Source organism: Caulobacter segnis, from assembly GCF_029543125.1.
GTDB classification, from domain to species: domain Bacteria; phylum Pseudomonadota; class Alphaproteobacteria; order Caulobacterales; family Caulobacteraceae; genus Caulobacter; species Caulobacter segnis_D.
Map to the genome: position 1 here is coordinate 225974 of NZ_JARQWW010000002.1, position 23982 is coordinate 249955.

Below are 23982 nucleotides of genomic sequence, written 5' to 3' on the forward strand. Positions count from 1 at the left end.
TGCCCGGAACGACGGTGTCGCCTTCGCCGGCGGCGACGCTTTCCAGGACGCCGTCGGCCGGAGCCACGACTTCCAGGCTGACCTTGTCGGTCTCCAGCTCGACGAGAAGCTCGTCCTTCTTCACCGCCTCACCGGGCTTCTTGGTCCAGCGCGCCACGGTGGCTTCGCTAACGGATTCGCCCAGGGCGGGGGTCAGGATGTCGGCCATTGGTCTTCCGATTTCTCGTTCTTGTCTGCGTACGGTGCGCGCCGATTAGGCGAACGCCTCTTCGAGGAAAGCTTGTAGTTCCTTGACGTGACGGCTCATCAAACCCGCAGCCGTCGAAGCCGAGGCGGGACGGCCCACATAACGGGCGCGCTTGGCCTTGATCTTCATCTTGTCGAGGGTGAGCTCCAGCCACGGATCGACGAAGGTCCAGCCGCCCATGTTCTTCGGCTCTTCCTGGCACCAGACCAGGTCGGCGTTCTTGAAGCGGGCCAGTTCGGTCATCATCGACTTCATGGGCCACGGATAGAACTGCTCGAGACGCAGGATGTAGACGTCGTCCACGCCGCGCTTCTCACGCTCGTCCAGCAGGTCGTAGTAGACCTTGCCCGAGCAGACGACGACCTTGCGGATCTTGTCGTCGGACTTGAGCTTGATCGTGGTGTTGCGGCCCCACTGGGCGTCGTCCTGCAGAACGCGGTGGAAGGTCGAGCCTTCCGCCAGATCGGCCAGGGACGAGATCGCCTTCTTGTGACGCAGAAGCGACTTCGGCGTCATCAGGATCAGCGGCTTGCGGAACTCCCGGTGCATCTGGCGACGCAGGATGTGGAAGTAGTTCGCCGGCGTGGTGCAGTTGGCGACCTGCATGTTGTCTTCGGCGCACTGCTGCAGGAAGCGCTCAAGGCGCGCCGAGCTGTGCTCGGGCCCCTGGCCCTCATAGCCGTGCGGCAGGAGCATCACGAGGCCGCTCATGCGCAGCCACTTGCGCTCGCCCGAGCTGATGAACTGGTCGATGACCACCTGGGCGCCGTTCACGAAGTCGCCGAACTGGCCTTCCCACAGGGTCAGGGTGTTCGGATCGGCCAGCGAGAAACCGTACTCGAAGCCGAGCACCGCCTCTTCGGACAGAGCCGAGTCGATGACTTCGTAGTGGGCCTGACCCGGACGGATGTTGTTGAGCGGCGTGTAGTGCTCCTCGGTCGTCTGATCGATGACGTCCGAATGGCGCTGGGTGAAGGTGCCGCGGACCGAGTCCTGACCCGACAGACGGACCGGAACACCCTCGTCGAGCAGGCTGGCGAAGGCCAGGTGCTCGGCGGTGCCCCAATCGAGGCCTTCGCCCTTTTCGATCGCCTCGCGGCGGCCATCGATGACGCGCTTGACGGTCTTGTGGGCGTCGATGCTCGACGGGATGGTGGTGATCGCCTTGCCGAGATCCTTCAGCTTGGCGAGCGGCACCTGGGTCTTGCCGCGACGGTCTTCGTCGCCCGGACCGCTGAGGCCGGCCCACTTGCCGTCCAGCCAGTCGGCCTTGTTGGCCTTGTAGCTCTTGCCCGCGTCGAACTCGGCGTCGAGGAAGCCTTCGAACTCGCCCAGCCACTGGTCGACCTGCGCGTCGGTGACGACGCCCTCACCGACGAGGCGCTGGCTGTAGAGTTCGCGGGTCGACGGATGGTCCTTGATCTTCGCGTACATCAAGGGCGACGTCATGGTCGGATCGTCGCCTTCGTTGTGGCCGAAGCGACGGTAGCAGAACATGTCGATGACCACGTCCTTGCCGAACTGCTGGCGGTACTCCGTGGCCACCTTGGCGGCGAAGACGACCGCTTCCGGGTCATCGCCGTTCACGTGGAAGATCGGGGCCTCGACCATCAGGGCCACGTCGCTCGGATAAGGCGACGAGCGCGAGTAGCGCGGGCTGGTGGTGAAGCCGATCTGGTTGTTGACGATGAAGTGGATGGTGCCGCCCGTGCGGTAGCCCTTTAGGCCCGACAGGGTGAAGCACTCGGCCACCACGCCCTGGCCGGCGAAAGCCGCGTCGCCGTGCAGCAGCAGCGGCAGGACATGGCCGCGGCCCGAATCCGGCTGCTCACGCAGAGTGAACGCCTGCTTAGCGCGGGCCTTGCCGATGACGACCGGGTTGACGATCTCCAGGTGGGACGGGTTGGCGGTGAGCGACAGGTGGACCTTGTTGTCGTCGAACTCGCGGTCCGACGAGGCGCCCATGTGATACTTCACGTCGCCCGAACCCTCGATGTCCGAGGGGACCGACGAGCCGCCTTGGAACTCGTGGAAGATCACGTGGTACGGCTTGCCCATCACGGCGGCCAGCACGTTCAGGCGGCCGCGGTGCGGCATGCCGAGGACGATGTCCTTCACGCCCAGGGCGCCGCCGCGCTTGATGATCTGCTCCATGGCCGGGACCATGGCTTCACCGCCGTCCAGGCCGAAGCGCTTGGTGCCGGGGAAACGCTTGTGCAGGAAACGTTCGAAGCCCTCGGCCTCAATCAGCTTCTTGAGAATGGCGATCTTGCCTTCGTTGGTGAAGGTGATCTCCTTGTCGCGGCCCTCGATGCGCTCCTGCAGCCAGGCCTTCTCCTCGATGTTGGAGATGTGCATGTACTGCACACCGACATTGCCGCAGTAGGTGCGCTGCAGGATCTCGAGGATCTGGCGGACCGAGGCGGTCTCCAGGCCCAGCACGAAATCCAGGAAGATCGGACGATCGTAGTCGGACTCGGCGAAGCCGTAGGTCGCCGGATCCAGCTCGCTGGCGTCCTGCTTGGGATCCAGGCCCAGCGGATCGAGATTGGCCGCCAGATGGCCGCGCATGCGATAAGCGCGGATCATCATGATGGCGCGCAGGCTGTCGAGCGTGGCCGCGCGAACGGCTTCCGAAGACGCGCCGGGGGCCTTGGCTTCGATGGCCTTGCTGACCTTGGCCTCGACGGCCGGGGCGACGGTCGGCCACTGGCCGTCCAGAGCCGAAAGCCAGTCAGGACGCGCGGTCGGCACCTGGCGCGGGGTCCAGGACGGATCCTGCGCGGCGCGCTGGGCGTCGGCGGCCTGATCTTTCAAGGACGCGAAGAAGGCGGCCCAGGAGGCCTCCACCGATCCGGGATCGGCCGCCCAACGGGCGTAAAGGTCTTCCACAAAGGCCGCGTTGGCCCCGTAGAGGAAGGAGGTTTCAGTCAAAACCTGGTTGATCAGCCCTGCGTCGTCCGCCATCTGGCTCGCCTTCGATCCGCTAACGGGGACAGGGCTTAACCCTGTCCCCGTAAAGATAGTCTCTCAAATCACCGGCCTATCCCCGATTTTTGCGGGGAACCCAGGTGATTTTTTCGGATCGTCGGACCGGCGGTCGCAAAAAGCCTGGGTCCCCGCCGAAGCGGGGATAGGTATTAAGTTAGATAGTTCAGCCCTTCAGGACTTCCAGAAGGGTCTCGCCAAGCTTCGCCGGCGACGGCGACACGCGGATGCCCGCGGACTCCATCGCAGCGATCTTGTCCTCGGCGCCGCCCTTGCCGCCCGAGATGATCGCGCCGGCGTGGCCCATGTGGCGTCCGGGAGGAGCCGTACGGCCGGCGATGAAGCCGACCATGGGCTTCTTGCGGCCGCGCTTGGCTTCGTCCTTCAGGAACTGAGCGGCTTCTTCTTCGGCCGAACCGCCGATTTCACCGATCATGACGATCGACTGGGTCGCGTCGTCAGCCAGGAACATCTCCAGGACGTCAATGAACTCGGTGCCCTTGACCGGGTCGCCGCCGATGCCGACGGCCGTGGTCTGGCCGAGGCCGGCGTTCGTGGTCTGGAACACGGCTTCATAGGTCAGGGTGCCCGAGCGGGACACGACGCCCACCGAGCCCTTGGAGAAGATCGAGCCCGGCATGATGCCGATCTTGCACTCGCCCGGCGTCAGAACGCCCGGGCAGTTCGGGCCGAGCAGGCGCGACTTGGAGCCGGCCAGGGCCTTCTTCACCTTGACCATGTCCAGCACCGGGATGCCCTCGGTGATGCAGACGATCAGCGGGATTTCCGCGTCGATGGCTTCCAGGATCGAGTCGGCCGCGAACGGCGGCGGAACATAGATCACGGACGCGTCGGCGCCGGTGGCTTCCTTGGCTTCGGCCACGGTGTCGAACACCGGCAAGCCGACGTGCGTCTGGCCGCCCTTGCCCGGCGTGACGCCGCCGACCATCTTGGTGCCGTAGGCGATGGCTTGTTCAGTGTGGAAGGTGCCCTGGGCGCCGGTGACGCCTTGGCAGATGACCTTCGTGGCGGAGGTGACGAGAACCGACATTATTTCGCACCCTTCACGGCCGCGACGATCTTCTCGGCGCCGTCGGACAGATCGTTGGCGGCGATGACGTTCAGGCCGCTTTCGGAGATGATTTTCTTGCCCAGCTCGACGTTCGTGCCTTCGAGACGGACGACCAGCGGAACAGCCAGGCCGACTTCCTTCACCGCGGCGATGACGCCCTCGGCGATGATGTCGCAGCGCATGATGCCGCCGAAGATGTTGACCAGGATCCCCTTCACGGCGGGGTCGGCGGTGATGATCTTGAAGGCCGCGGTGACCTTCTCCTTGCTGGCGCCGCCGCCGACATCGAGGAAGTTGGCCGGCTCGGCGCCGTACAGCTTGATGATGTCCATGGTGGCCATGGCCAGGCCCGCGCCGTTGACCATGCAGCCGATTTCGCCGTCGAGGGCGATGTAGGCCAGGTCGAACTTCGAGGCTTCGATCTCCTTCGGGTCTTCTTCCGAAGTGTCGCGCAGCTCGCGGATGTCCGGGTGACGGAACAGGGCGTTGCCGTCGAAGGACAGCTTGGCGTCCAGAACCCGCAAGTGGTCGTCAGCGGTGACGATCAGCGGGTTGATCTCCAGCATGGCCATGTCCTTGGCCAGGAACGCCGTATAGAGCTGCGTCAGCAGCGAGGCGGCTTCCTTGGCCAGGCCGCCGGTCAGACCGAGAGCCTTGGCCAGAGCGCGCTGGTGCGTCGGCCACACGCCGGTGGCGGGGTCGATCGAGAAGGTGTGGATCTTTTCCGGGGTGGCGTGGGCCACGTCCTCGATGTCCATGCCGCCTTCGGTGGAGCAGACCACCGACACGAAGCTGGTCTCACGATCGACCAGCAGCGACAGGTAGAATTCCTTGGCGATGGCCGCGCCTTCTTCGATGTAGAGGCGGTTGACCTGCTTGCCCTTCGGGCCGGTCTGATGGGTCACCAGCACGCGGCCGAGCATCTCCTCGGCGTTGGCCTTGACCTCTTCGACCGACTTGACGACGCGGACGCCGCCCTTGGCGTCGGGGGCGAGGCCCTCGAACTTGCCCTTGCCGCGGCCGCCGGCGTGGATCTGGCTCTTCACGACGAAGACCGGGCCGCCCAGCTTCTTTGCGGCGTCCTCGGCTTCAGCCGCGGTGAAGGCGGCGAAGCCGCGCGGAACAGGACAGCCGAACTCTGCGAGGACGGCTTTGGCTTGATGTTCGTGGATGTTCATGAGGTTCCGGTCGCAAATGCGCTGCGGGAAGGTGCGGGCCTTATAGGAGGCTCATTTCGCAGGCGCAACCGCAGTAGAGATGACAGCGCTGTCAGGGGCAAAACGGCGCAGTTTGGAAGAAAATGCCCCGAACGTCGGTCTTCGAAAGCGCTGCTTCTAATCCACCCAGTCCTTGCGCAGCCGGCGAGAGGCAAGGATCAGCAGCGTAGCGCTCAGGACGTAGAATCCGAGCCCGAAATAGATCGCGTACCGCATCGATTCCGCTCCGAAACGGGGCGCCAGAAGATCGGAGACGAAGCCGAAGAACCACAGGCCCACCGCGATCCCCAGCAGGTTGTTGATCAGCAGGAACAGCGCCGAGGCGGTTGACCGCATGTTGGCCGGCGCCATGTGTTGAGCCGCGGTGATGACCGGACCCGCCCAGGCCAGGTTCAGGCCGGTGGGGATCAGGAAGATCAGGAACGACAGGAGCATCGACTTCACGTTCATGGCCAGCAGGAAGCACGGCAGAGCGACCAGGAAGCAGATCGCCGGCACCAGGGCGTAGGCCCCCTTGTTCTTGCCGCCAAACCGGTCGCCCAGCCAGCCGCCGAGCCAGATGCCGGCCACGCCGCCGAAGAAGGCCACGCCGCTGTAGAACCAGGACGTCTCGACCAGTGTCAAACCCAGGCTGCGCATGAAGAAGGACGGCAGCCAGAAGGCCACGCCATAACCGCAGACCGACGAGCAGGCCGCGCCGAACGACAGCAGCCAGAAGCTGGGCTTGGGCGCCACGGTGCGCACCACCTCGCCCAGGCTGGGCGACTTGGGCGCCGGCGCCTCGACGGCGGGAATGTCCTCGTAACCGCCGCGGCGGGGATCCTTCACGGTCAGGCGGAAGATCGGCGCGATCAGCACGCCGGCCAGGCCCACGACGATGAAGGCGGTGCGCCAGTCGATGGCCGCCGCGATCAGGCCGCCGAACAGAACTCCAAGAGCCGTGCCGATGGGGATGCCGAAGGAATAGACCGCCAGGGCCCGCGCGCGCTGCGCCTTGGGGAAATAGTCGGCGATCATGGAATAGGCCGGGGCCACGCCGCCCGCCTCCCCCACCCCGACGCCCATGCGGGCCAGGAACAGGGACCAGAAGCCGCCGGCGAAGCCGCACAGGGCCGTGAACCCGCTCCACAGGGTCAGGGCACCGGTCATGATCCAGGTGCGGCTGAAGCGGTCGGCCATCCAGGCGATCGGCACCGCCAGGGTCGTGTAGAGCGCCGCGAAGGCCACTCCGCCCATCAGGCCCAGCTGGGTGTCGGTCAGGCCGAGGTCGGCCTTGATCGGCTCCTTCAGGATTCCGAGGATCTGCCGGTCGAGGAAGTTGAAGGTGTAGACCACCACCAGGATGAACAGGACATAGGCGCGGTAGCGCGGGCTCGGCGCCGGGGTCGTCGGGGTGGTCATAAGCGGTCCATCATCATGAAGCTTGGCCGGCAGTCTTGCAGACTGTCAGCGAACAAGGAAAGGGCGGCGGCTCCTTCCGAAACCGCCGCCCTCGTAAGCTGTCTTAGAACTTGTACTGGATCGTCGCGGTCCAGGTCCGCGGCGGGCCGTAGAAGCCGATGATCGAGTTGTTGTAGGTCGCGCCCGGGAAGCTGTAGCCGCCGACGCGGTATTCCTCGTCAGTCAGGTTCTTGCCGTACACGCCGACCTGCCACTGATCGCCCGGCGCATCCCAGACCACGCCCAGATCGACCAGGGTGTAGGCCTTCTGGTCGAGGATCGGGTCCGCCACGTCGAACAGGTGGTAGTCGCCGCGATAGGACAGCGACGGGGTCACGCGCAGCGTGCCGCCCGCCAGGGCCGTCTTGTAGGTGACGCCCAGATAGCCCGACCATTCCGGCGAGTTCTGGAACTCGCGGGTGTTCGAGATGTCGACCGGCGTGCCGGTGATGTTGGTGATGAATTCGTCGAACTCGGCGTTCAGGTAGCCGACCGCGAAGTTGGCGGTCAGGCTTTGGCTCAGATAGGCCGAACCTTCGAACTCCAGACCCCAGATGGTCGAGGCGCCGGCGTTGTCGACGATGGAGGCGATGCCCACCTGCGGCGGCGTCGCGACCTGCTGAGTCGTGATCTGCTGGTCCTTGTAGTCGGAATAGAACCAGGCCGAGCTGAACTGCAGGCGGCGGTCGAGGAGCGAACCCTTCAGGCCGATTTCATAGGCCTTCACCGTTTCCGGCTCGTAGCCGTTCACCGTCTGCGGGGTCAGGAAGGCGTCGCCGCGCATGTCCCAACCGCCCGACTTGAAGCCGTCGCTGTACGAGGCGTAGGCGGTCAGCTCGTCGCTCAGCTCGTAGGAGACGCTGATGCGCGGGGTGAACTCCTCGAAGTCCTTCTCCGCCACGTAGTTGGTGCGGGTCTGCAGGATGGCGCGCGGGGCGCCGCCCAGAACCGGGCTGCGCGTGGCGCCCAGATAGAAGGCGCGGAACACGTTGGCGTTCTTGCTGTCCTGCGTCCAGCGGCCGCCCACCGAGGCCTTCAGACGGTCGGTGATGTCGAAGCTGACGTCGGCGAAAGCGGCCAGCGAGGTTGTCGACACCTTGCCGGACGAGTTGATGGCCAGGCCCAGGTTGCCGGCGACAGTGTCGAAGGCGCCCTTGGCGTAGCCGTTCATGTAGTACACGCCCGCCACGCCCTGGACGCGGTCGGTGGCGAACTGGACCTGGAACTCCTGGCTGAACTGCTCGTCGGCGTAGAAGGCCGGGATGTCGAGCGTCGGGGCCGGGGTGTTGTCGAAGTCGATGATGGTGTCGGTGTAGCTTTCACGGCCGGCGGTGATCGACTTCAGGGTGATGACGTCGTTGACGTTCCACTGACCGGTCAGCGACCAGCCTTCGGTGTCGACCTTGTTCTTGCCGGTGATCCCGGCGCGGGTGTCGTAGACGTCGTCCAAGATCTGGGCGTCGGCGCCGACGCCGGCGGTCTCGCGGTGACCGTGACGCGGGTTCGAGTTGTCCTCGACCTTGTCGTAGGCGAAGCGGAAGAACAGGTCGTCGGTCGGCGCATACTCGGCGCTGGCGCGATAGGCGAAGACATCCTTGTCGTAGTGCTCTTCACCGGTGTTCAGGTTCTTGCCGAAGCCGTCGCGGTCATACGACGCGACCGAACCGCCGATGGCCAGCTTGTCGGTCAGCGGCACCGAGCCGGTGACCACAACGTCGCGCTGGTCGTAGGAGCCGAGCGAGCCGCGCGCGGTGAACTGCGGACGGGTCAGGTCGAGCTTCTTGGTGACGTACTTGATCGCGCCGCCGATGGTGTTGCGGCCGTACAGCGTGCCTTGCGGGCCACGCAGCACTTCGATGCGCTCGATGTCGAAGATGTCGAGCACCGCGCCCTGCGGACGGGCCACATAGACGTCGTCCACATAGAGACCGACGCCGGGCTCGAAGCCCCACAGCGGGTCCTGCTGGCCGACGCCGCGGATGAAGGAGATCAGGGTCGAGTTGGAGCCGCGGGCCACCTGAACGGTCGCGTTCGGGGTCTGCTGCTGCAGGGTGGTGATGTCGGAGGCGCCCATGGCTTCCAGGCGCTCGGCGCCCAGGGCCGAGACCGAGACCGGGACGTCCTTCAGCGACTCTTCACGGCGGCGGGCCGTGACGACGACTTCCTCGATGTTGAAGCTGGTTTCGGTGGCGGGCGCGGCGTCCTGCGCAACGGCGCCAGAGGCGAACGCGACTTGCGCCGCGCCGGCGAGCAGCGCGACTTTCAGAATGGATTTCATAATCCTCATCCTCCCTAGCGCCGTTCGTCGGTCGCCTTGTTGATTCGCAAATTCATCGAAGTGCGAATTAGGGGAAGTTCTTGCGGAAGATCGTTCGTCGCGAAAGTGCGACCGAACGCAGCATGATTATTTTTCACCAGTTGATGAATTGGCGCCACAGTGAGGTCGGCGCTGCGTCAGCCCTTGTTGCGGACAGCCACGGCCTCGAACCCGGCGGCGCAGTAGGCGAACAACCGGGCGCGGATGGCCGACAGGTCGCTGGACCGGCACAGGCCGTCGGACAGAGCGTCGATGCGCCCCGTCTCGGACAGGGCCAGCATCATCGAGCCGGTCAGGAATTCGTAGCACCAGAACAGATCCGCGCGGCTGGCCTTGGGCAGGGCCCGCCCCAACGCATCCACCAGGCGCCGCACCACCGGATCGAAGAAGCGGTGCATGGTGTCGCCGCCCCAGCCTGGGGTGTTGTTCACCTGGGCCACCAGGGCGAAGTAGCTCTTCCAGCCCGGCCCGCCGTTTTCCGAGATGCGCAGCAGGGGATCGATGAAGGCCTCGATCACCCCCTCGCTGGTCAGGACGCCGCCAGCCGCCTTTTCGTAAGCGTCCATGGAGGCGACCCGCTCGCGGTTCAGTATCTCCGCCCGGCGCAGGAACACCGCGTCGAACAGCTCGCGCTTGGCGCCGAAATAGTAGTGGATCAGGGCGGTGTCGACGCCGGCCTCGGCCGCCACCTGGCGAGTGGTCACGCCGTAAAAGCCATGACGCGCGAACAGCTGCTCGGCCGAGTCGAGGATCGTCTCCTTCAGATCCAGCCCGGCGTGTTTCGACGGGCGGCCCCGGCCGCTTGCGCGGGGCTTTTTCGGCGTAGCAGCGTTCATGGCCCCGTTCGTAGGCCCGCAGCCTCACCATTGGCAAGTTAGCCGAACACCACCGCCCACATCAGCCGCCCAGGCAGGAAGGCCGTGATCCCGGCGATGACAAGGCCGCCGACGAACAGGCCGGTCATCATCCGCCCATGGATCCGCACCTTGTGCTTGCGGGCCATGGCGACCGCGAACGGCAGGGCGACCAGGGTCCAGCCGGCGAACAGATGCAGGAAGCTGAAATGGCCGGGACGGATCGACGAGATGAACAGCGACGAGATCGCCGCCGCCGCCATGGCGACCACCCAGGTCCAGCCGAGGACGCGATGCTTCGTGTCGCCCTTGATCCCGGTCAGCACCGCGCCGCCGATCACCAGGGCGACCGTGACCGCCGCCACGTGAATCTGGATCGCCAGCGACGCCCGCGCCAGCAGCGAAAGATCGGGCAGGTGCGGCGCCCAGTTCAGTTCGCTGACGTGGCGCAAGAACATCGCGGCCCGATCGCCCATGGCCAGCCAGGTCACCGCCACGGTGACGCCGATGGCGATGACCGCAGTCCTGATCAGGTTGCGGACCCCGCCCAGGTTTGCGGTTCCGGTTTGCGGCGAATGCTGCGACATCTTCGATCTCCGTTCGGCGGTGCTTGCCGGACGAGCGCTAGACGGGGCCTGGACGGGGTGCATTCCAAGGTGCGTGAAGGGGCGTCTGAAATTCGCGGTCGAACAGGCGCCGCCGTTCGCGAAGCGCGAATGGACGGGCCGCACATCTGGCGCGGATTGGCCTTCGCCGCCGGCGCCGGTGTTTTTCTCGCCATCGTCGGAGCCTTCGGGACCGACGACACGCCGCTGGCGTCAAGGCTCGCCTTCTGGGTCGGCACCTCCGTGCTGGGAGGTCTGGCCGGAAATCTGACGGCCCGGCACGTGGCCATGCGAGGCCTGTTCGACGAGCGTCCATGGCTGGCGGGCGGCTTGATCGTCGCGATCCTGACCCCGCCCGGAACACTCATCGTCTGGTTGAGCTCGGCGCTGGCCTTTGGTCACGCGGTCCGGCTGAGGGACATCCCCGGCTTCTTCATCTCGGTGATTGTGGTGACCGTGGCGATGACCCTGCTCAGCTACTTCATCACTCGCCCGCAGAACTCCCTCACCACCGCCGCTCCGGCCGAGGCTGAACCGCCCCGCTTCCTGGAACGCCTGCCCCTGAAACTGCGCGGCGCGACCCTCTACGCGGTGGAGGCGGAGGATCACTATCTGCGCCTGCACACCGATCGGGGACAGGAGCTGATCCTGATGCGGCTGTCAGACGCCGTGACCGAGCTGGCGGGGATCGAAGGCGCCCAGACGCACCGCTCCTGGTGGGTGGCGCGCGAGGCGCTTGCCGACGCACGGCGCGGTGACGGCCGGGCGACCTTGACCCTCAAGTCCGGCGTGAAGGTTCCGGTCAGCCGCGCCTACGCCAAGGCCCTGCGCGAGGCCGGCTGGTTCTAGGCCGGCTTGCGCCGCGCCCGCCATTGGTCGGCGGTCTGGCCCCAGGCTTCCACATTGAAGCCATCCAGAGGCGGCGGCAGCCGTGTGGCGCCCCGGTTGGTCGACCCCAGACGCTGAGCCACCTTCTGCGAGCCGGCATTCTCCGGGTCGATGGTGTGGATCACGTCATCCCAACCGAGCACGTCGACCGCGAAGTCCATGCAGGCGGCAGCCGCCTCGACCGCATAGCCCTTGCCCCACGAATGGCGCGACAGGCCCCAGCCGATCTCCGTGCCGGGCCAGCCGTCCGGCCGCCAAGGGCCGATGCGGCCCACCCAGCGGCCGCTGGACTTCTCTATCACCGAGAACATGGAGAAGCCCTGCAGCACCCATGAACCGGTCACCGCCGCCATCACGCGCCAGGTCTGCTCGCGCCCCATGGCGCCGCCGATAAAACGAGCGACTTCCTCATCGGCCATCATGGCCGACCAGGGATCCAGATCCTCCGCGCGCGGAATGCGCAGCAGCAGGCGTTCGGTCTCCAGCGTCAGGTTCGGATCGAAGGTCATGCGATCTTGGTAGAAGCTTGGCCGTTCGCCCGCAAGGCGGCGACCCGGTCGATGGCGGCGACCGCCTCGTCCACCAGATTGCGGACGATCTCGCCCGCCGGCAGCACCTCCCGAACGCCCCCGGCGGACTGACCCATGGCGAGGCAGGAGCGGTCGATATCGAGCCCCTCGGTCTGGCCGCCGATGCCGCCCATGACACCGGTCTGGATCGAGTGAATGGCCTGCTGCGGAAAAGGTTGGATCTCGGCGGCGCGAGCCTCCCAGTCCTCTACATACGGGTTCTTCAGCACGCGCATCGGCTTGCCCGAATAGCTGCGCGTGCGGACGGTATCCTCGTCGGCGGCGTCGAGGATCGCCTGACGATAGACCGCGCCGGAATGCGCCTCGTCGGAGGCGATGAACCGCGTGCCCATCCAAACGCCTTGCGCGCCGAGAGCCAGAGCCGCGGCCAATCCCCGGCCGTCATGCAGGCCGCCCGCCGCGATCACGGGAATGTCCACGGCCTCCACCGCCTGGGCGACCAGGGGCAAGGTGCCGACCAGACCGGTATGGCCGCCCCCCTCTCCGCCCTGGCAGATCACCGCGTCACAGCCGGCGGCCTGAGCCTTCACCGCGTGCTTCACCGCCCCACAGACCACCATGACCTTGAGCCCCGCGTCCTTGAGGCGGGCGATGATCGGCGCGGGCACGCCAAGCCCCGCCACGAAACTGGAGGCGCCGCCGGCGATGATCACCTCGACGCTGGCGGTCAGGGCGTCCGGCGTGGCGGCCAGCAGGTCGACGCCGAACGGCTTGTCGGTCAGCTCGCGCACCTTGCGCATCTGGCCGGCGATGAAGTCGGGCGACGTGCCGGCCATGCCCAGCACGCCATAGCCGCCGGCGTTGGAGACCGCCGCCGCCAGCTCGGCGTAGGACACCCCGCACATGCCGGCGAGCAGGATCGGATGCTCGATCTGCAGAAGATCGCAAAGCGGCGTGCGCAGCCCCATCGGCCGTCCTCCCGTTGTTTTGCGGGAGCATGAGGCCGCCGACAGCGGCCCCGCAATGGTGACCCGACGTCAGCTCAGCGCTGTTCAGGCGTCCAGAAGCAGGCGGTGAGGGCCGTCAGCCCCATCAGTAGCGCGGCCCAGAAGCTGCGCGATCCTGCAACGCCCGCGATATCGTGCGGCTGCATTTCCGTCGTTCCTCCAGCGCCCCGCCTCTGACGGGCAGGGTCGCGTCAGAAAAACGTCTCATGAGAACGGCGTTCCAGCAAGCGCCTCAGAAGATCGAGTAGCCGCCGTCGATCACCAGGGTGTCGCCCGAATGATAGGCGCTGGCGTCCGACGCCAGGTACACGGCCATGCCGCCGAAATCGGCCGGCTCGCCCCAGCGGCGGGCGGGAACGCGGGGAATGACCTTCTCGGCGAAGGCCGGAGCGGCCTGGGCGCCGGCGGTCATGTCGGTGGCGATCCATCCCGGCAAAATGGCGTTGGCGCGGACGCCCCAGCGGGCGTGCTCCACGGCCACGGACTTCATCATCGAGATCACCGCCCCCTTGGTGGCGGCGTAGGCCTCGTTGCGCGCCGCGCCCTCGATGGCCGCCAGGGAGGCGATGCCGACGATGGAGCCGCCGGGATCGCCGGCCTTGGCCCGCTCCACCATGTGGCGGCAGGCCTCGCGGAAAGTGAAGAACACCCCATCCAGATTGACGGCCAGCACCTTGCGGTAGGTCTCGGTCGACATGTCCACGAAGGACGGCGCGCCATAGCCCACCCCGGCGTTGGCGAAGACGCTGTCGATGCGGCCCATGCTGGCCGCCGCCTCGGCCATGGCCGCCACGACCTGCGCCTCGTCGGAGACGTCCACCTTCTGCGCCAGGACCCGCACGCCCAAGGTGTTCAACTTGCCCTCGGCCTCCAGGTTGCGCTCAGCGTTGGAGCCCCAGATGACGATGTCAGCGCCGGCCTGGGCCAGGGCCTCCGCCATGCCGAAGCCGATCCCGCGGTTGCCGCCGGTCACCAGCGCCACCTTGCCGCTCAGGTCGAAGGGTTTGTAGGCCATGGGTCGCTCCTCGTTTTCTCGTTGAGGACAGCAGACCCGGTTGACGCGGAGGCGGTCAAGCGCCGCCGAAGCGGGCCCAGGCCTCGTGGATCACCCGGCGGGTCTCCTGCCACTCGACCACGGCGTCCACCTCGCTCATCGGCACGAAGCGCGCGTCGGCCGCGTCATCGCCCGCCACGGGCTCGCCGGAGGTCCAGCGGGCGGCGTAGTCGATCATCACGTAGTGCCGCTGCACCTCGCCGTCGTCGCCGACGAAGACGCCATCCACCACATCGACCAGGGCGAGGATCTCGGCCTCGACGCCGGTCTCCTCCATCAGTTCGCGGCGGGCGGCGGCGATGGCGGCCTCGCCCCACTCGATGCGGCCGCCGGGGATGCTCCACTGGCCCAGGCGGGGCGGCTTGCCGCGTTTGATCAGCAGCACATCGTCGCCCCGGAAACAGACGACGCCGGCCGTGGAGACGGGCCCGCTCACGCCGCCACCGAGGCGATGTCCAGCGTCGCCCGTTCGCCCACATGGCTGAGGCAGGAACCCAGCCATTGCTCGGCGGCGTTGCGCCCCCGGTCCTTCAGATCGGTGAGGAAGCCCCACTCGGTGTTGAACTTGGTGGACAGGGACAGGTCGTCCAGATGGCCGTCGGCGGCGATGGAGTGAAGCAGCATCCGCCTATAACGCCCCTTGGCGGCGTCCTTCAGCAAGCCCTCCTCCAGCAGCTTCTGCAGCAGGCCGATGGCGCGCAGCTCGGCGGCGAGGGAGGCGTTGAAGGTGATCTCGTTCAGGCGGTCGACGATGTCCCCCGGCGTTCTCGGCGCCTCCTTGCGGATGAAGGGGTTGAGGGTGACCACAAGCACGTCGTCCGGCGTCTTGTCATAGAACAGCGGCCACAGGCCCGGATTGGCGAGGTAGCCGCCGTCCCAATAGGGCTCGCCGTCGATCTCCACCGCGTGGAACAGGTGCGGCAGGCAGGCCGAGGCCATGACGTGCTTCACGGTCAGCTCATGCTCGCGGAAGATCTTGGCCTGGCTGGTGCGCACCTCTGTGGCGGATATGTACAGCGCCAGGGGCGAGCGCTCGCGCAGGACGTCGAAATCCACCACCCGCTCCAGGGCGTCGTGCAGCGGGTTCAGGTTGAAGGGATTGAAGTCGTAGGGGCTCAGCGACATGGCGAAGGTCTCCGCCAACCGCCATCCCGGCGTGTTCTTGATCCAGTCGGAACTGAGCGCGGCGTTCCAGACGCTGGAGTCGCCGAAGATGTTGCGGCCGCCCGCCTGGTTCACCTTTTTCCAGAAGTCGGCCAGCTTGGCCTTGGCGCCCTCGCGGCCATTTTCGATCAGGCCGGCGGTCATGGCCACCGCGTTCATGGCCCCGGCGGAGGCGGCCGTGACAGCCTGGATCTCCAGGCTTTCCTCCTCGAGCAGGCGGTCCAGCACGCCCCAGGCGAAGGCTCCATGCGAACCACCGCCCTGAAGGGCCACGCTGATGGGCTTGGGCCCCGACTTCTTGCCGATGCCCAACATGCCCTGCTCCCCTACTGCGCGGTCCAGCCGCCGTCCACCGATAGGGCCGTGCCGTTCACCGACGCCCCGGCGTCCGAGACGAGGTAGAGCAGCAGGCCCGAAATCTCCTCAACCGTTACGAACCGCTTGGTCGGCTGGGCGGCGAGGATGACGTTCTTCAGGACCTCGTCCTCGCTGATGCCGCGAGCCTTGGCCTGGTCCTTGATCTGCCCCTCGACGATGGGGGTCTTCACATAGCCGGGGCAGATGGCGTTGCAGGTGATGTTCTGCTGCGCGACTTCCAGCGCCACCGTCCTGGTGAGGCCCAGCACCCCGTGCTTGGCGGCGACGTAGGCGGACTTGAAAGGCGAGGCGACCAGGGCGTGAGCGCTGGCCAGGTTGACGATCCGACCGCGCCCCTGCGCCTTCATGATGGGCAGGGCCGCACGCGTGCCGTGGAAGGCCGAGGACAGGTTGATGGCGATGATCTGGTCCCACTTCTCCGGCGGGAACTCGTCGACCGGGGCCACGTGCTGGATGCCGGCGTTGTTGACCAGGATGTCCAGGCGCCCGAATTCGGCCTTGGCGAAGGCGACCATCTCGGCGATCTCGCCGGGCTTGGTCATGTCGGCGCCGTGATAGACGACGCGGACGCCGTGGTCGGCTTCAAGCTTGGAGCGGGTGGTCTCGATGGCGACTGGATCGCCCAGACCATTCAGGACCACGTCCACGCCCTGGGCGGCGAGCGCCTCGGCCATGGCGTGGCCGATGCCGCTGGTCGAGCCCGTGACGATGGCCGCCTGGCCCTTCAGACCGAAATCCACGCTCATCCCCTACGCTCCGCAATCTTTTTGTTGCAACGCAGCATAAGTCAGCCGCGCGCCAGCGGCGAGTCCGCTTTAATTCACCGCTAGATGAATTTAAGGCTGCGGGCGAGCGAAAATCCAGTCGGCTTCGGTGGAGAGGTCGGCGCGGAAAGCATAGCCGTCGAGGTCGAACGCCTTCAGCCCCTCGGCCTTGTCGATGCGGTTGTCGATGGCGAAGCGCGCCATGCGCCCCCGCGCCTTCTTGGCGTAGAAGCTGAGGATGCGCAGCGTCCCCTCCTTCTCCTCCTTGAAGTGGCAGGTGACCACCGGGGCCTTCAGCGCCTTGGCGTCCACGGCGCCGAAATATTCCTGGCTGGCCAGGTTCACCAGGGTCTTGTCCTTGTGACCTTCCAGCACGGCGTTCAGGGCGTTGGAGATGTGATCGCCCCAGAAGTCGTACAGGCTGGAGCCGCGCTTGGTCTTCAGCCGCGTCCCCATCTCCAGGCGATAGGGCTGGATGGCGTCCAGCGGACGCAGCACGCCGTACAGACCCGACAGGATGCGCAGGTGTTCCTGCGCCCAGGTCAGACCCGCCTTGTCCAGCTTGCGCGCCTCGAGCCCCGAATAGACGTCGCCGTTGAAGGCGAAGGCCGCCTGCAGACCGTCCTCGACCGCCGGATCGAAGGCCTGGAACCGCTCATGGTTCAGCTTGGCGAGGTTTTCGGAGATGTGCATCAGCCGGCGCAGATCCGCCGCCGTCAGCTTGGAGGTGGTCTTGGCCAGCTCGGCGATGTCGCCCTTCAGCTCCGGCGTGGTGAGCGGCAGGGTTTGCGCGGGCGGCGTGAAGTCCAGCGCCTTGGCGGGGGAGATGACCATCAGCATGGGGCGGGACTTAAGCTCTAGCGGGGGTCAGAACAACACCCGAGGGTTCATGATCCTGTGGGGATCGAGCGCTGAGCGCACCGCGCGCTGGGCGGCGATCTCGGCGGGGGACTTGTAGCGCAGGGCCTCGCCCACCTTCATCACGCCGAGGCCATGCTCGGCGCTGATCGAGCCGTCGTAGCGGGCGACCATGTCGTGGACGGCCAGGGCGCCCGCCGCGCGCAGCCGGTCATGCTCGGCGTCGGTCCAGTCCACAGGCCGAAGGACGTTGTAGTGGACGTTGCCGTCGCCCACGTGGCCGAAGGCGACGACCCGTGCGCCCGGGGCGACCTGCTGAACCGCCGCGTCAGCCTGCGCCATGAAGGCGGCGATCTGCGAGACCGGGACGGAGACGTCGTGCTTCCAGCACGCCCCTTCCGGATTCTGGGCGGCGGACTGTCCCTCGCGCAGGCTCCAGAAGGCGGCTGCCTGCGCTTCGTTCTGGGCGAGGGCAGCGTCGGCGATCAGGCCGTCCTCCAGGGCGCGGGCCAGCAGGCGCTCCAGCGCCGCCTCCGCTGCGCCAGGCTCGCCGCTGGCGGCCTCGATCAGCACGTACCAGGGATGCGCCTCAGCCAGCGGCTCGCGCACGGCGGGCAGATGCTTCACCGCCAGGGCCACGCCCGTCCGCCCCATCAGTTCGAACGCCTCCAGCGCCCCGCCCGTCTCGTCCTTGGCGCGGGCCAGAAGGGCGATGGCGTCCGCCGGGCTGGCGAGGCCAACGATGGCCACCGCCCGCGACGGCAGGATCGGGAACAGCTTCAGGCTGGCGGCGGTGACGACGCCCAGCGTCCCCTCCGCCCCGATCAGCAGGTGCTTGAGGTCGTAGCCGGAGTTGTCCTTGCGCAGGCGCTTCAGGCCGTTCCAGACCTCGCCATTGGGCAGCACCGCCTCGATGCCCAGAACCAGATCACGCATGGTCCCGTAGCGCAGGACCTGCACCCCGCCGGCGTTTGTGCTGATCAGCCCGCCGATGGTGGCCGAGCCTTCGGAGGCGAGGCTGAGCGGAAAGCGCCGGCCGACCTTCTCCGCCGCCGCATGGGCCTGTGCCAGGGTCAGGCCCGCCTCGACGATCAGGGCGTCGTCGAAAGCGTCCGCGTCGCGCAGGGCCCGCAGGCGGTCGGTGGACAGCAGAATCTCGCCCTGCGGAATCTGGCCGCCCACGAGACCGGTGTTGCCGCCCTGGGGCGTGATCGCCACCCCCGCCTCGGCGCAGATGCGCACCACCGCCGCCACCTTCTCGGTCGTGTCCGGCAGGGCCAGCATAGGCGTAGTTCCCGACCAGCGTCGCCGCCATTCGGTCAGCTTCGGCGCCAGCCTGTCGGGGTCCTGGCTCCAGCCCCCCTCGCCCAGAGCCGCCTTCAGGCGCGCGATGACTTCGGCCGGCGCGGTCATCCGACGAACCCCGCCGCGCGACGCAGACGGTCGTTGATCGCCTCGCCCAGGCCTTCATCCGGGATCGCCGCGACTGCGATGGCTGATGGCTTGGTGCGGTCCGCCGCACGCAGGAAGGCGAACAGATTAGCCGCCGCCTCCGCCAGATCGCCGGACGGACTGAGGTTGAACACCCGCTCGCCGCCTGCATGGGGGCCGAAGGCGAGATAGGCCTCGCCCTCCCCCGCCGCCTCGGCGTTGATCCGCACCGGCGCATCTGGCGCGTAGTGGACGGCGAGCCGGCCGGGGGAGCGTTTGGCGTCATCCGCCGCCTCCGCCAGCGGACCGATCAGCGCCTCGATCTGGGCTCGCGTCACGGCGCCGGGACGCAGCAGGCGCGGCGCGCCGTCGAGCACAGAGACGACAGTGGATTCGAGGCCGACCTGGCAGGGACCGCCATCGAGCGCTGCGCCGGCCGATGAGCCGGTCTCGCCGATGGCATCCTCGTAGGTGGTGGGGCTGGGGCGCCCAGAACGGTTGGCGCTAGGCGCCACCACGGGACCGCCGAAGGCCGCGAGCATGTCCCGCGCGCCTTCGTGCCCGGGTACGCGGATCGCCACGGTCTCCAGCCCGGCCCGCGCCAGATCGCAGACGGCGGAGGCGTCGCGGATCGGCAGAACCAGGGTCATCGGCCCCGGCCAGAAAGCCTCCGCCAGCTTGCGGGCGCGATCGTCGAAGACGGCGATCTTCTCCGCGGTCGCCAGGTCGGCGACGTGGGCGATCAGGGGATTGAAGCGCGGCCGGCCCTTGGCCTCGAAGATGGCGGCCACGGCCTTGGGGTCCGCCGCGTCGGCGGCGAGCCCATAGACCGTCTCGGTGGGCAGGATGACGAGCCCGCCCGCGCGCAGGGCTGCTACCGCTTGGTCGCGGTCAGATCGACCCTGACGCTCACCTTGGCCGGAATCTCGTCCGTCGCCGTCCATTCGCCCTGTCCAACTCCGAAAGCCGTGCGGTCGAGGCTGGTTACACCGCGCATGCGGGCCGTGTCGCCGTCGATCTTCAGGCTGAAGGGCAGGCTGACCGGCCGTTTCACCCCGCGCAGGTCCAGGGTCCCGTCGGCGACGAAGCGGCCTTCGGCGGTCTTGCGGAACTTCGTGGCGGTGAAGGTGGCGGTCGGATGCGACCCGGTGTCGAAGAAGTCCGAGCCCACCAGGGACTCATCGCGCTGCCCGTCGCCGGTGGCCACCGAAGACAGGTCGATCTTCACGCTGACCTTCGAGGTGTCCAGCGCATCAGGCGAAAACAGGATGTCGGCGGTCCAGCGCGAGAAGCGCCCCTCCACCGCCTCGCCGCCCCAGCTCGTTGAGAAGCCGAGGGTGGAGCTCTTGCTCACCGTCCAGGCGACGGGCGGCATGGGAGCGGGAAGGGCTTCCTCGGCGGCGGGCGTATCCGTCGCCACGGGAGCAGGAGCGGCCTGCTCCGGCGCGGGCGCTTCGGCCACCTCAACCGTTTCTTCCTGGACCGTCGGAGCCGGCGCGGGCTTGGCCTTGGGCGACCAGGCGTAGGCTCCGCCGACCACAGCCACGAAGCCGATGGCCGCGAGCCACGCACGCGGCTCCTTCCACCCGGCCTTCGCGCCGGGGGCCATGTGACCGAAGGTCTGGTCGCGGTCGAGGATCTGGTGCTTGGCGACGGCGCCCAGGTGCAGCAGCAGCAGAACGTAGGTCAGCTTGACCAGCACGCCATGCCCGGTGTCCCCGACCGTCCGCCACACGGCCTTGGCGTCCGCCGGCAGCTCCGGCAGGAACGGCAGGTGCGGCCACGGGATGGTCCCGTAGAGCACGGTGGGAATGTTCAGCCGGCTGGCCGACACCATGATCCAGCCCGTCAGCGGCAGGCCGATCATGATCGCATAGAAGCCCCAATGGACCGCGTGCGAGGCGATGGTCTGCCAGCGCGGCTGATCCGCCACGTGCGGCGGCGGCCGGTGCGTCAGTCGCCAGGCCAGGCGCGCCAGGCTGAGCAGCAGGATCGTGATCCCGATGGACTTGTGCAGCTGGATCATGGCGAAGGCCGACGGCCCCTTGGGCGCATCGCCGGCCCGCCAGCCCAGGATGATCTGGAAGATGATCGCCGCGGCGATCAGCCAGTGCAGGACGATGGCGACGGTCGTGTAGCGGTTTCGGCTCTCGGCCATGCCAGTCTCCTGATCAGTTCGCCCCGACGCGAGGGCCGGGGCGAAGCTTAGGCGCGGATTATTGCTTGGTGAACTCGACGTCGATCATCAGCTTCACCTCGTCGCCCAGGGCCGGGGCGTACTTGGTGGAGCCGAACTCGCCGCGCTTGATCACGGTCGAGGCCGCGAAGCCCGAACGGATCGCGCCGAACATGTCCTTGCCTGCGTTGTTGAAGGTGACATCCAGGCTCACCGGCTTGGTGACGCCGGCCAGGGTCAGGTCGCCGGCGACCACGCCCTTGTTTCCGCCGCTGCGGGTGATCGACTTGGAGACGAAGGTGGCGGTGGGGTGCTTGTCGGCGGCCAGGAACTCGGCCGGGAAGGCGGCGTCCGCCTTGTCGTAGCCGGTGCTCAGCGAATTGACGTCAACGGTGACCTTGATCACCGAGGCTTCCGGCTTGGCCGGGTCATAGGTGTAGCTGGCGTCGAACTTTTCGAAGCGGAAGGTGTAGCCGCTGAAGCCGAAGTGATCGATCTGGGCGGTGATGCTGGCGTGGGTCTTGTCGAGGGCGTAGGTACCCGCCGGCATCTCGGCCGGGTTGTTGGAAGCCGCGAAAGCGACTGGAGACGCGGCCAGAGCGAAGGCGAAGGCGGCGTAGGCGAGAGAGCGACGCATGGATAACTCCGATATCTGCATCAGTTGCGATTACAATTCAGCGCTCAGCTAAGCTCGAACCTTGATCTTGTAAGGGGCGGGATGTTCACGAACGCGTGATAGACGGCGGCGAGGCTGAGCCTTAAAACGCCCGTATGACCTACATCGCCCCCGTATCCGACCTCCTCGCCTCCTTGCGCGCAGCCGGTTTTGAAAGCCTGGCCGCGTTGTTCCCGGAGGTGGACGAAGAGACCGCCGCCGCCATTCTGGAGGCCGCCGGCGCCTTCGCGGGCGAGGTGATCGCGCCGCTGAACCGGCCGGGCGATCTGGCCGGCGCCACCTACGCCAACGGCAAGGTGAAGACGGCTCCGGGCTATGCGGACGCCTATCGCCGATTCTCGGCGGACGGCTGGAACAGCCTGTCGGCCGACCCGGAGTTCGGCGGCCAGGGCCTGCCCAAGGCGCTGGAGATCGCGGTCTTCGAAATGATCCAGGCCGCCAGCCTGGCCTTCGGCCTCTGCCCCATGCTGACCCAGGGCGCCATCGAGGCGCTGCACGCCCACGGCACCGAGCGCCAGCAGCAGCTCTACCTGCCCAAGCTGGTCAGCGGCGAATGGACCGGGACCATGAACCTGACCGAGCCGCAGGCCGGTTCAGACCTTGCCCAGGTCGCCACCCGCGCCGAGCCGGACGGCCAGGGCGGCTGGCTGCTGCACGGCCAGAAGATCTTCATCACCTGGGGCGACCACGACGCCGCCGACAACATCGTGCATCTGGTCCTGGCCCGCACCCCGAACGCACCGGAAGGCGTGAAGGGCATCAGCCTGTTTCTGGCGTCCAAGGTGCTGGTCGGCGACGACGGCGCCCTTGGCGGCCTCAACGACCTGCGCGCCGGCGGCATCGAGCACAAGCTGGGCATCCATGCCTCGCCCACCTGCGTCATGCTGTTCGAGGGCGCCAAGGCCGAACTGGTCGGCGAGGAAGGCCAGGGCCTGGCGCACATGTTCACGATGATGAACGCCGCCCGCCTGCAGGTGGGGACCCAGGGCGTCGCCATCGCCGAGCGCGCCTATCAGCAGGCCCTCGCCTTCGCCCAGGAACGCCGCCAGGGCCGCAGCGCCTGGACCGGCGAGGCCAAGGCCCCGATCTTCGATCACCCGGACGTGCGCCGCACCCTGATGCTGATCAAGGCCAAGACCGTCGCCGCGCGCGGCGTCTGCCTGTCCACCGCCGTCGCCGCCGACCTGTCGCGCCTGGCCGACACGCCGGAAGCCCGCGACAAGGCCAAACGCCGCGAAGAGCTGCTGACCCCGATCGCCAAGGGCTGGTCCACGGATATCGGCGTCTGGGCGGCCTCAGAAGCGCTGCAGATCCACGGCGGCATGGGCTTCATCGAGGAGACCGGCGCGGCCCAGCACTATCGCGACGCCCGCATTCTGCCGATCTACGAAGGCACCAACGGCATCCAGGCCATGGACCTGGCCGGCCGCAAGCTGTCCATGGCTGGCGGCCTGGCGCTGGAGGAGCTGCTGGCGGAGATCGAGGCGACGGCCAAGACCGCCCAAGGCCCGATCGGTCCGCGTCTGACGGCTGCCGTCCAGGCCGCCCGCGAAGCCGCCGCCTGGCTGGCGGCGCGCAAGGGCACGCCCGACGCCCTGGCTGGAGCGACCGCATTCCTGCAATTGATGGGGGAGACCACCGGCGGCTGGATGCTGGCCAAGGGCGGCGACGCCGCGCTGGCCCGGCTCTATGCCGATCAGGTCCTGGCCGGCGCGCCCGGCCTGGTGGCGGCGATCACGCAGGGCGCCGACCCGCTGGAGGCGTGGACGGGCTGAGCCCATCCACGCAACCCGTAGACCTTAGAGCTGGCCGAGCATGTAGTCGGCGGAAGAGACGCGGAATTCACCGCCCTCTTCCACGTTCAGCTGCTGCACCACGCCGTCCTTGACGATCATGGAGTAGCGCTGCGAACGCGGGCCCATGCCGAACTTCGAACCGTCGAAGTCCAGGCCGATGGTGCGGGTGAAGTCGCCATTGCCGTCGGCCAGCATCAGGATGTCCTCGCCGACCTCCTGATCCTTGGCCCAGGCCTTCATCACGAAGACGTCGTTGACCGAGACGCAGGCGATGGCGTCGACGCCCTTGGCCTTCAGGTCGGCGGCCTTCTCCTTGAAGCCCGGCAGATGCTTGGCCGAGCAGGTCGGCGTGAAGGCGCCGGGCACGGCGAACAGGGCCACAGTCTTGCCCTTGAACACCTCGTCGCCGGTGATCGGCTTGGGGCCCTCGGGCGAGGTGGTCATGAAGGTGGCGGCGGGCAGGCTGTCGCCGACTTTGATGGTCATGGCCGATCTCCGGTTTGGATAGGTTGGAAGCTGA

Annotated in this window: 21 protein-coding genes and 1 pseudogene; 2 read left to right on the forward strand and 20 right to left on the reverse strand. The window is 67.3% G+C overall.

The genetic code is table 11. The annotated features are described in order from the left end of the window. Position 1: 1 nt before the first annotated feature. The 8 genes and pseudogenes from P7B02_RS05870 to P7B02_RS05905 all read right to left on the reverse strand — a co-directional run. A pseudogene (locus P7B02_RS05870) lies at positions 2-208 on the reverse strand (biotin/lipoyl-containing protein); the annotation flags it as partial. A gap of 45 nt (positions 209-253) precedes the next feature. Next, entirely contained in the window at positions 254-3214 is a 2961-nt protein-coding gene (locus tag P7B02_RS05875; RefSeq protein WP_277785390.1) for a 2-oxoglutarate dehydrogenase E1 component, read from the reverse strand. 187 nt (positions 3215-3401) lie between these two features. Then, entirely contained in the window at positions 3402-4286 is an 885-nt protein-coding gene (gene sucD / locus P7B02_RS05880; protein WP_277785391.1) for a succinate--CoA ligase subunit alpha, read from the reverse strand. Then, a complete protein-coding gene (sucC, locus tag P7B02_RS05885; RefSeq protein WP_277785392.1) occupies positions 4286-5485 on the reverse strand; it encodes an ADP-forming succinate--CoA ligase subunit beta in 1200 nt (399 codons plus the stop codon). The genes sucD and sucC overlap by 1 nt, the downstream gene beginning before the upstream one ends. Before the next feature lie 156 nt (positions 5486-5641). Continuing rightward, positions 5642-6925, reverse strand: coding sequence for a spinster family MFS transporter (locus tag P7B02_RS05890; RefSeq protein ID WP_277785393.1), 1284 nt, complete (start codon positions 6923-6925; stop codon positions 5642-5644). A 103-nt stretch (positions 6926-7028) separates the two neighbouring features. After that, a complete protein-coding gene (locus tag P7B02_RS05895; RefSeq protein ID WP_277785394.1) occupies positions 7029-9242 on the reverse strand; it encodes a TonB-dependent receptor in 2214 nt (737 codons plus the stop codon). A gap of 176 nt (positions 9243-9418) precedes the next feature. Further along, a complete protein-coding gene (locus P7B02_RS05900) occupies positions 9419-10117 on the reverse strand; it encodes a TetR/AcrR family transcriptional regulator (RefSeq protein WP_277785395.1) in 699 nt (232 codons plus the stop codon). A gap of 38 nt (positions 10118-10155) precedes the next feature. Further along, the gene (locus tag P7B02_RS05905; RefSeq protein ID WP_277785396.1) at positions 10156-10722 is read right to left on the reverse strand and encodes a DUF2306 domain-containing protein; all 567 of its coding nucleotides are present in this window, start codon (positions 10720-10722) and stop codon (positions 10156-10158) included. A gap of 129 nt (positions 10723-10851) precedes the next feature. Here P7B02_RS05905 and P7B02_RS05910 point away from each other — a divergent pair, with 129 nt between their 5' ends. After that, positions 10852-11589, forward strand: coding sequence for a LytTR family DNA-binding domain-containing protein (locus P7B02_RS05910; protein ID WP_277785397.1), 738 nt, complete (start codon positions 10852-10854; stop codon positions 11587-11589). On the opposite strand, the gene P7B02_RS05915 is transcribed toward P7B02_RS05910, so the two are convergent. From P7B02_RS05915 to P7B02_RS05965, 11 genes are all read right to left on the reverse strand, one after another. Beyond that, positions 11586-12137, reverse strand: coding sequence for a GNAT family N-acetyltransferase (locus P7B02_RS05915; RefSeq protein WP_277785398.1), 552 nt, complete (start codon positions 12135-12137; stop codon positions 11586-11588). The genes P7B02_RS05910 and P7B02_RS05915 overlap by 4 nt on opposite strands. Next, positions 12134-13126 (reverse strand): NAD(P)H-dependent flavin oxidoreductase, encoded by a 993-nt coding sequence (locus tag P7B02_RS05920; protein ID WP_277785399.1) that lies wholly within the window; start codon positions 13124-13126, stop codon positions 12134-12136. Before P7B02_RS05920 ends, P7B02_RS05915 begins: the two co-directional genes overlap by 4 nt. Positions 13127-13397: 271 nt before the next feature. After that, a complete protein-coding gene (locus tag P7B02_RS05925) occupies positions 13398-14180 on the reverse strand; it encodes an SDR family NAD(P)-dependent oxidoreductase (RefSeq protein WP_277785400.1) in 783 nt (260 codons plus the stop codon). Between the two features lie 55 nt (positions 14181-14235). After that, a complete protein-coding gene (locus tag P7B02_RS05930; protein ID WP_277785401.1) occupies positions 14236-14655 on the reverse strand; it encodes an NUDIX hydrolase in 420 nt (139 codons plus the stop codon). After that, positions 14652-15698: a patatin-like phospholipase family protein gene (locus P7B02_RS05935; protein WP_277785402.1), complete on the reverse strand. Its 1047-nt coding sequence runs from the start codon at positions 15696-15698 to the stop codon at positions 14652-14654. Before P7B02_RS05935 ends, P7B02_RS05930 begins: the two co-directional genes overlap by 4 nt. Before the next feature lie 11 nt (positions 15699-15709). Continuing rightward, on the reverse strand, positions 15710-16507 hold the full coding sequence (locus tag P7B02_RS05940; RefSeq protein WP_277785403.1) for a 3-hydroxybutyrate dehydrogenase: 798 nt from the start codon (positions 16505-16507) through the stop codon (positions 15710-15712). A gap of 90 nt (positions 16508-16597) precedes the next feature. After that, entirely contained in the window at positions 16598-17365 is a 768-nt protein-coding gene (gene yaaA, locus P7B02_RS05945) for a peroxide stress protein YaaA (RefSeq protein ID WP_277785404.1), read from the reverse strand. Positions 17366-17392: 27 nt separating this feature from the next. Next, positions 17393-18796, reverse strand: coding sequence for an FAD-binding oxidoreductase (locus P7B02_RS05950; protein ID WP_277785405.1), 1404 nt, complete (start codon positions 18794-18796; stop codon positions 17393-17395). Further along, entirely contained in the window at positions 18793-19758 is a 966-nt protein-coding gene (locus tag P7B02_RS05955) for an L-threonylcarbamoyladenylate synthase (RefSeq protein ID WP_277785406.1), read from the reverse strand. Before P7B02_RS05955 ends, P7B02_RS05950 begins: the two co-directional genes overlap by 4 nt. After that, positions 19689-20972, reverse strand: coding sequence for a YceI family protein (locus tag P7B02_RS05960; RefSeq protein WP_277785407.1), 1284 nt, complete (start codon positions 20970-20972; stop codon positions 19689-19691). Before P7B02_RS05960 ends, P7B02_RS05955 begins: the two co-directional genes overlap by 70 nt. 58 nt (positions 20973-21030) lie before the next feature. Next, positions 21031-21627 carry a YceI family protein gene (locus P7B02_RS05965; RefSeq protein ID WP_277785408.1) on the reverse strand — a complete coding sequence of 199 codons (597 nt, stop codon included), beginning with the start codon at positions 21625-21627 and terminating at the stop codon, positions 21031-21033. A 134-nt stretch (positions 21628-21761) separates the two neighbouring features. Between P7B02_RS05965 and P7B02_RS05970 the strand changes: the two genes are divergently transcribed. Continuing rightward, positions 21762-23441, forward strand: coding sequence for an acyl-CoA dehydrogenase (locus tag P7B02_RS05970; RefSeq protein WP_277785409.1), 1680 nt, complete (start codon positions 21762-21764; stop codon positions 23439-23441). Between the two features lie 24 nt (positions 23442-23465). Here the strand turns inward: P7B02_RS05970 and P7B02_RS05975 are convergent, their stop codons facing one another. Then, entirely contained in the window at positions 23466-23948 is a 483-nt protein-coding gene (locus tag P7B02_RS05975) for a peroxiredoxin (protein ID WP_277785410.1), read from the reverse strand. Positions 23949-23982: the final 34 nt, after the last annotated feature.

Coding starts and splice junctions, on each gene's coding strand:
- P7B02_RS05875 (WP_277785390.1), bottom strand. CDS start 3,214: ATGGCGGACGACGCAGGGCTGATCAACCAGGTTTTGACTGAAACCTCC.
- sucD (WP_277785391.1), bottom strand. CDS start 4,286: ATGTCGGTTCTCGTCACCTCCGCCACGAAGGTCATCTGCCAAGGCGTC.
- sucC (WP_277785392.1), bottom strand. CDS start 5,485: ATGAACATCCACGAACATCAAGCCAAAGCCGTCCTCGCAGAGTTCGGC.
- P7B02_RS05890 (WP_277785393.1), bottom strand. CDS start 6,925: ATGACCACCCCGACGACCCCGGCGCCGAGCCCGCGCTACCGCGCCTAT.
- P7B02_RS05895 (WP_277785394.1), bottom strand. CDS start 9,242: ATGAAATCCATTCTGAAAGTCGCGCTGCTCGCCGGCGCGGCGCAAGTC.
- P7B02_RS05900 (WP_277785395.1), bottom strand. CDS start 10,117: ATGAACGCTGCTACGCCGAAAAAGCCCCGCGCAAGCGGCCGGGGCCGC.
- P7B02_RS05905 (WP_277785396.1), bottom strand. CDS start 10,722: ATGTCGCAGCATTCGCCGCAAACCGGAACCGCAAACCTGGGCGGGGTC.
- P7B02_RS05910 (WP_277785397.1), top strand. CDS start 10,852: ATGGACGGGCCGCACATCTGGCGCGGATTGGCCTTCGCCGCCGGCGCC.
- P7B02_RS05915 (WP_277785398.1), bottom strand. CDS start 12,137: ATGACCTTCGATCCGAACCTGACGCTGGAGACCGAACGCCTGCTGCTG.
- P7B02_RS05920 (WP_277785399.1), bottom strand. CDS start 13,126: ATGGGGCTGCGCACGCCGCTTTGCGATCTTCTGCAGATCGAGCATCCG.
- P7B02_RS05925 (WP_277785400.1), bottom strand. CDS start 14,180: ATGGCCTACAAACCCTTCGACCTGAGCGGCAAGGTGGCGCTGGTGACC.
- P7B02_RS05935 (WP_277785402.1), bottom strand. CDS start 15,698: ATGTTGGGCATCGGCAAGAAGTCGGGGCCCAAGCCCATCAGCGTGGCC.
- P7B02_RS05940 (WP_277785403.1), bottom strand. CDS start 16,507: ATGAGCGTGGATTTCGGTCTGAAGGGCCAGGCGGCCATCGTCACGGGC.
- yaaA (WP_277785404.1), bottom strand. CDS start 17,365: ATGCTGATGGTCATCTCCCCCGCCAAGGCGCTGGACTTCACGCCGCCC.
- P7B02_RS05950 (WP_277785405.1), bottom strand. CDS start 18,796: ATGACCGCGCCGGCCGAAGTCATCGCGCGCCTGAAGGCGGCTCTGGGC.
- P7B02_RS05955 (WP_277785406.1), bottom strand. CDS start 19,758: ATGGACGGCGACGGACGAGATTCCGGCCAAGGTGAGCGTCAGGGTCGA.
- P7B02_RS05960 (WP_277785407.1), bottom strand. CDS start 20,972: ATGGCCGAGAGCCGAAACCGCTACACGACCGTCGCCATCGTCCTGCAC.
- P7B02_RS05965 (WP_277785408.1), bottom strand. CDS start 21,627: ATGCGTCGCTCTCTCGCCTACGCCGCCTTCGCCTTCGCTCTGGCCGCG.
- P7B02_RS05970 (WP_277785409.1), top strand. CDS start 21,762: ATGACCTACATCGCCCCCGTATCCGACCTCCTCGCCTCCTTGCGCGCA.
- P7B02_RS05975 (WP_277785410.1), bottom strand. CDS start 23,948: ATGACCATCAAAGTCGGCGACAGCCTGCCCGCCGCCACCTTCATGACC.